A 7,115-nucleotide genomic window follows, 5' to 3' on the forward strand; every position below is an offset into this window, starting at 1 on the left:
TTTATTACTGCAAAACTTAGTTTTTAATATTACCATTTTCAACATTTTTATCAATGATACATTTTGCAAACTCCCACAAAACTTGAGAACCATCTGCTGTATGTTCATTTCTTTTCATAACTTTATCCAGTTTTACTTCATGCTCTCTCCATGCTCTACCTTCTGTGTGATCATTCAAAGTTAATGGCTGAACCTTATCTACTGTTAAGGCAAATTTTGCTTCTGGTGTTTGTCCCTCTTCAAACTCTTCCCATAAGGAACGTAAATAGATTGCCTGATCCTCTGGAAGTAGATTAAAAATTCTATCAGCTGCTGCCACTTCACGCTCTCTCTTCGTTAAGTTACCAGCATCATCGTATGCATATGTATCTCCAGCATCAATTTCTACAATATCATGTACTAAAACCATTAGCATAGTTTTTGCTACATCAATCTTTTCATTTGCGTGTTCACTTAATAATGCTACCATTAGAGCTAAGCTATAGGAATGTTCTGCGTCATTCTCAAAACGTTTTCCATTAGATATATAGGTCTGTCTTGTAATCTCTTTTAGCTTATCAACTTCCATTATAAAGTTCATCTGTTGTTGTAGTCTATTCACACGAATACTCCTCCTCTAATTGATCAAATATATATGAGAATACAGGAGCCATACCGACAAATTCACATCCATAAAAAGTATAATTACTAGCATTTTCCGAACGTAAAATCTTAACTACACAGTATAATTTCGAATCCTCACTACCAAATTCCATACATGCATTAAAATAAAACCCCGTTGGTAACATACTTTCTGAAATAAAGCCTATTCCCGTTCTTGATATATTGATCACCTCGATTTCTGTATTTGCGATTGTGACCATTTCATTATCCTGATTAAACAAAGAAGATATCTCTAATTTGAGATGAACAGGTATTCTTTTACTTTTCCTCTTTTCTAGCAACACAATACCCCTTTCAAGTAGTATTTTAACCGAACTATAATACTCGTATTATACTCGTTTCTTCCAATATATTCAAGTGCAGGAAGTGAAAAGTAATACATACAATAATCCCAAGAAGGTATATCTATGCATATTATTAATCTACGTCATAGACATTCAACTTCTTGGGATTATTTTTAAGCTTTTTATTTACTTTTGTAATAACTCTAGTACAATTTTATTTATCATTCCTGGATCAGCCTTACCCTTCATAGCTTTCATTGTCTGGCCAACCAAGAATCCCATGGCTTTTGTCTTACCATTATGATAATCTTCAACCGATTGTGGATTCGCTGCAACAATTTCTTCTATGGTTTTACGAAGTTCACCCTCATCATTAACAATTAGTAAGCCTTTTTCCTTAACGTAACTTTCTGGGTTAACATTCTCAGCAAATACCACTTCAAATACTTCTTTTGCAACGGTACGGTTAATAGATCCTGCATCAATTAGACCAATTAATTTTGCTAGGTTTTCTGGAGTGAATACAATATTCTCTGGTTCCATCTCGTGTTCTTTCAAAAGACGCATTGTCTCAACCATTAACCAGTTTGATACTTCTTTTGGTTTATTACAGATTGCAACAGTTGCTTCGAAGATATCCGCAAGTTTTTTCGAACTTGTAATTAAAGAAGCATCGTATTCTGGAATATCATACTCAGTTTCATAACGAGTCATCTTCTCATCTCTAAGCTCTGGTTGTTGTTTCTTAACCCTCTCTAACCATTCATCACTGATTTCAATCGGTACAAGGTCTGGTTCTGGGAAATAACGATAATCTTGTGCATCTTCTTTGGAACGCATGGCAAAACTGGTATCCTTATTATCATCCCATCTTCTTGTTTCTTGGATTACCTTTTTACCATATTCAATCACTTCGATTTGACGTTTTCTCTCTCCTTCAATTGCTCTTGCAATTGCTTTAAATGAGTTCATGTTCTTCATCTCTGTTCTTGTTCCGAACTCAGGTGCACCTACTTCACGTACAGATAAGTTAATGTCGGCACGAAGGGATCCTTCTTGCATCTTACAATCGGATACTCCAAGGTATTGTAAGATTAATTTTAACTTTTCAAGATATGCGATTACTTCGTCTGCTGAACGCATATCTGGTTCACTTACGATTTCGATTAGTGGCACGCCACAACGGTTATAGTCAACTAGTGTACAATCGTCCCACTCATCATGTACTAACTTACCTGCATCTTCTTCCATATGAATCTCATGGATTCCTATTGTTTTCTTAACGCCGCCTACCTCTATCTCGATTCCACCATCTCTACAAATTGGAAGATATAATTGAGATACCTGATATGCTTTTGGTAAGTCAGGATAGAAATAATTCTTACGGTCAAACTTACATTTTTGTGTTATAGTACAATTGGTTGCAAGTCCTGCTGCTATCGCGTATTCTACTACTTGTTTATTCAAAACTGGGAGTGTACCAGGCATACCTGTACATACTGGACAACAGTGTGTATTAGGTGCGCCACCAAACTCTGTTGTACATCCACAGAAGATTTTTGTCTTTGTGGCCAACTCTACATGGACTTCAAGACCTATAACGGTTTCATATGATTTCATGTGGTTCCTTCCTTTCTACTCTTATTATAAAGGGGACGCGAAACTCGGTGGAGGCTTTGAGAAGGCTCAAAATCGTACACACAATCTGACGAAATACGCTTCTTAGCTTAGTACTTCTAGGTGTGTGCGGATATTTGTTTCAATATGCGGACACGCCTTCGATTCGGCATCCTGCCTCAGCTCAGGCTGGCTCGGCATCGTGCCTCGCCTTCCTAGTTTTTTGGAGCACACACCAATAAGTACTACAGCTAATACGCTATCATTTCTTACAGATTGTGTGTACGCTTTTGAGCATATGTCAACGGTATCGACGAGTTTCGCTGCTCTCTTCAAATGGGTAGGTAGATAGTTGAATAACTATATTGAATGACTATATTGAATAATCATTAGAACCATATCCATTCATATCTACAGTATTAATATCTATCTACCAATTTCAACTTTCATTTATTCAACTATCTCTATTTCAACTATCTCTAATGAGTCTATCATTGATATCTATCATATCTGGTATTTAATAGATATATATATCTTTATTTATCACGTGCTTGTTCATAGCTATATGCTACTTGGATAATATCTGATTCTCCGAATGGTTTTCCGATTAATTGCAAACCGATTGGCATTCCATTGGAATCTTCTCCGCATGGTAAACTGATGGCTGGTAGGCCTGCTAGGTTTACGGATACTGTGTAGATATCTCCTAGGTACATCTTAAGAGGGTCTGATAAGTTCTCTCCGATTTTTAAAGCTGTTGTTGGAGCGGTTGGTCCAAGTATTACATCATACTTTTCGAATGCTTTATCAAATCCTTCTTTAATGAGTGCTTTCACACGTAATGCTTTGTTGTAGTACGCATCATAATAACCAGAGCTTAGAACGAATGCACCAATCATCATTCTTCGTTTTACTTCTTGTCCAAATCCTTCGCTACGTGTCTTCTTATATAAATCCCCCAGTCCTTCAAAATTCTCTGTACGATATCCATATTTTACACCATCATAACGGGATAAGTTTGAACTTGCTTCTGCAGATGCTAATACATAGTATGCTGGAATTGCTAAGTCTACAATATCAAGGTCAAATTCTTCTACTATTGCACCTTTTTCTTCTAATACTTTTGCAGCTGCTAAGATAGAAGCCTTCACTTCTTTATCAAGTCCTTTGCCGATATAGCCTCTTGGAATACCGATTTTCTTACCTTTCACATCGTCTACTAATGCTTTGGTATATTGGTAACTATCAGTAGGAACTGATGTGGAATCTTTTGCGTCATGTCCTGCTATTACTTCAAGTACGCTTGCACAATCTGCAACGTTGTTTGCAATTGGTCCAATCTGATCTAGGGATGAAGCATATGCTACCAAACCATATCGAGAAACTGTACCGTATGTTGGTTTAATACCAGTAACACCACAGAATGAACTTGGTTGACGAATGGAACCACCTGTATCGGAACCAAGTGCTACCACTGCTTCTCTAGCAGCTACGGCAGCAGCTGCACCACCACTAGAACCTCCTGGTACATACTCTACTCCTCTAGGATTTTTCGTTGGTCCGTAGTAAGAAGTCTCGGTTGTACTTCCCATTGCGAACTCATCCATATTTACTTTACCGATGATAACAGCGCCTGCTGCTTCTAATCGTTCGATAACTTCTGCATTATATGGTGGTTTGAAATTTGATAACATCTTAGATCCACATGTTGTCAATTCACCTTTCGTACAGATATTGTCTTTGATGGCAATTGGAACACCTGCAAGTGGGGAATCTGCTAATTTACCTTCATCAAGTAAATTCTGCACTTCTTTTGCACGAGCTATAGCTGCTTCTTCCCAAACCGTAATGTAACAATTGTATTTCTCATCTTCACTCTTAATAATCTCTAATTGCTTTTTAACAACTTCTTCAACAGAAACCTCACCAGCTTTAATTCTAGTAGTTAATTCAAGGGCTGTCATAGGAGTTGCATCTTGTAATTTAATATCTGCCATAATCTATGCCTCCCTTTCTATTCCACCGTCTTAGGAACGATAAAGCAACTGTCCTTCTTAACTGGTGCATTGCTTAATAAATTATCACGATCATCCCCGTTAGTTACAATATCTTCTCTGAAAACATTCTTCATAGGAAATGCATGTGACATTGGTTCCACATTACTTGTATCGATCTCATTCATTGTATCCATATAACTGATTATATTCTCTAAATCTGTCTTGGCACGATCTTTCTCATCAGCAGAAAGATCCAACTTCGCTAACGCCGCAACATAGGTAATCGTTTCATCTGTAATCTTCATATCTATATCCATGCCTATCACACATTTGCTTGTGCTACTGCCCTTATATAAGTTGAAAGAAAGCAACGCATGGCTCCTTTCATAATATTTTTGTTCTTTCAACCTTTTCTTATAATTCTTGTACCTGTTATCTATAACTAGTTTAGATTTATATTTCAAACTTGTTATTTCAATATATAAACCCATTTACTATAACACCAATTTCAAAACGTATCATACACCCTAAGATTGCTTCTATCGTTTGTATACCCAGCAAAACTCTCACTACTTTCCCAACGCTTCTTAGCTGCCGTACCATAACTAAGAAACGATAGCGTAACACCTCTAGTACTTCTTGGTGTGTACTCACCAACCTAGGAAGGCGAGGCAAGGAAGCCGAGCCAGCCTGAGTTCGCCAGGATGGCAAATCGAAGGCGTTTCCGTATCCATTATCCAAACACCCCGTACACACCTAGAAGTCCTAAGGTGTGCAGCGTGTTTCGTGTTATGGTACGGCAACTAAGAAGCTTTCGAACCCCCTAAAGAGTTTTGCGTCCTTTTTACAACGGAAATGAAACCCTAAGGCTCTAACCGAGAAACATCGCGAGGGAATAAAGTAGTCTCTCTTACATTTTGTTCGTCAAGAAGACGCATAGTCAAACGCTCTAATCCAATACCAAGTCCGCCATGAGGTGGCATACCATATTTGTGAATCATTAGATAGTGTGTAAAATCCTCTGGATCCATACCACGAGCCACCATCTTTGCTACCTGCTCTTCATAGTTATGAATTCTTTGACCACCTGTTGTGATTTCCATACCTTTGAATAGTAAGTCAAAGCTTAATGTGAATTTTGGATCGGTTGGATCCTCCATTGCGTAGAATGGTCTTTTCTTAGAAGGGTAATGCGTAACGAATACTAAATCACTGCCGTACTCTTCGCTAAAATATTTGCCAATTAAGATTTCTTCTTCTGGCTCTAAATCATATGGGTTTTTAATTTTACGATCATACTTTTCTGATACTAATTGTTTTGCTTCATCGAAACGAACCGTAGGAATCTTTGAAGCATCTGGTAATTTAACACCTAAGATTTGTAACTCTTTGCTGTATTCTTTCTCAAGGAATTTGAATGTGTAATCAAGCATGGATTGTTCCATCTCCATGATATCTTCGAATCCATCGATATATCCCATTTCGAAATCCATACTTGTGTATTCATTCAAATGTCTTGTTGTATTATGTTTCTCCGCACGAAAAACTGGAGCTACTTCAAATACTCTATCATAAACACCTACCATTGTTTGTTTGTAGAACTGTGGGCTTTGTGCTAAGAATGCTTTCTTACCGAAATACTCTAGCTTGAACACGTTAGCACCACCTTCTGCATTACCAGCAACTATTTTAGGTGTACGAACTTCTGTGAACTTTTGTGCAAACATAAAGTCACGAAAACCACGAACGATACCTTCTTGAATCTTAAAGATTGCTCTTTCTCGAATGTTACGAAGGGAAATTGGTCGCAACGACAATTTGGTTTCAAGCGAAGTCTTTAACTTCCATTTACTAATTGGGATTGGTAACATCGTATCATACGATGGCATTGACAATACTTTGATATCTGTCAAACGAATCTCAAATCCGTTAGGTGCTCTGTCTTCTTTCGCTACAACACCTTGGACTTCAATTGTTGCTCCTTCTTTTAATGTCTTAAGATCAAATGATAGATTGTCTTCTGTGAATACACACTGTACTACACCTTCTTGCTTGCGTAATACAACGAATGCAAACTCACCCATATCTCGAATGGTATGCACAGCTCCATTTAATCGAACTGTCTTACCTTCCATTGCAATACCTGCTTCTTTGTTACCGCCTGCACCATCACCGTAGATGATGTCACAAATGCTTACTGTTTCCTTTTCTTTGATTCCTGAAATAAATTCCATAGAAATCCCTCCTTAAATATTAGTCATATTGATGTAATATCTAAGCTTTTTGACTAGAATCTGAAATGTAGCACATAAAAATCCTACACCAAAGCGATCCTAGCATATTCTTTTCCAACTTGGACTTTACCCACATTATTCGAAATAATTATTACAAAATCTACTTTAGAATATAAAGTTATTCATTTATCTACTAAAAATGGGTACAAAAAAAGTCCCTGGAATCGAAAATATTCCGGGACGGGATAAGCTATTCTCCCGCGGTACCACCCGCATTGAGAAATGTGTAATTTCTCCGCTTAAACACTTAACGCGTGCAA

General features: G+C 37.4%; 6 protein-coding genes. All 6 read right to left on the reverse strand.

Annotated features, from left to right (window positions below):
- Positions 1–16: 16 nt before the first annotated feature.
- The 6 genes from ACW2QF_RS04580 to aspS all read right to left on the reverse strand — a co-directional run bounded on the left by ACW2QF_RS04580 (position 17) and on the right by aspS (position 6,795).
- On the reverse strand, positions 17–601 hold the full coding sequence (locus ACW2QF_RS04580; protein ID WP_455714818.1) for an HD domain-containing protein: 585 nt from the start codon (positions 599–601) through the stop codon (positions 17–19).
- Positions 594–947, reverse strand: coding sequence for a PilZ domain-containing protein (locus tag ACW2QF_RS04585; protein ID WP_455714819.1), 354 nt, complete (start codon positions 945–947; stop codon positions 594–596). Before ACW2QF_RS04585 ends, ACW2QF_RS04580 begins: the two co-directional genes overlap by 8 nt.
- 186 nt (positions 948–1,133) lie before the next feature.
- Positions 1,134–2,567, reverse strand: a complete 1,434-nt coding sequence (gene gatB / locus ACW2QF_RS04590) for an Asp-tRNA(Asn)/Glu-tRNA(Gln) amidotransferase subunit GatB (protein WP_455714820.1) — start codon at positions 2,565–2,567, stop codon at positions 1,134–1,136.
- Between the two features lie 533 nt (positions 2,568–3,100).
- The gene (gene gatA / locus ACW2QF_RS04595) at positions 3,101–4,561 is read right to left on the reverse strand and encodes an Asp-tRNA(Asn)/Glu-tRNA(Gln) amidotransferase subunit GatA (protein WP_455714821.1); all 1,461 of its coding nucleotides are present in this window, start codon (positions 4,559–4,561) and stop codon (positions 3,101–3,103) included.
- 17 nt (positions 4,562–4,578) lie between these two features.
- A complete protein-coding gene (gene gatC, locus ACW2QF_RS04600; RefSeq protein WP_455714822.1) occupies positions 4,579–4,878 on the reverse strand; it encodes an Asp-tRNA(Asn)/Glu-tRNA(Gln) amidotransferase subunit GatC in 300 nt (99 codons plus the stop codon).
- Positions 4,879–5,424: 546 nt separating this feature from the next.
- Positions 5,425–6,795, reverse strand: coding sequence for an aspartate--tRNA(Asn) ligase (gene aspS / locus ACW2QF_RS04605; RefSeq protein WP_455714823.1), 1,371 nt, complete (start codon positions 6,793–6,795; stop codon positions 5,425–5,427).
- Positions 6,796–7,115: the final 320 nt, after the last annotated feature.

It is taken from the genome of Anaerosporobacter sp., from assembly GCF_965301125.1.

Bases quoted from the DNA above. Each gene is read 5' to 3' on its own strand.
- gatC (WP_455714822.1), bottom strand. From the start codon at position 4,878: ATGGATATAGATATGAAGATTACAGATGAAACGATTACCTATGTTGCG.
- aspS (WP_455714823.1), bottom strand. From the start codon at position 6,795: ATGGAATTTATTTCAGGAATCAAAGAAAAGGAAACAGTAAGCATTTGT.
- gatA (WP_455714821.1), bottom strand. From the start codon at position 4,561: ATGGCAGATATTAAATTACAAGATGCAACTCCTATGACAGCCCTTGAA.
- gatB (WP_455714820.1), bottom strand. From the start codon at position 2,567: ATGAAATCATATGAAACCGTTATAGGTCTTGAAGTCCATGTAGAGTTG.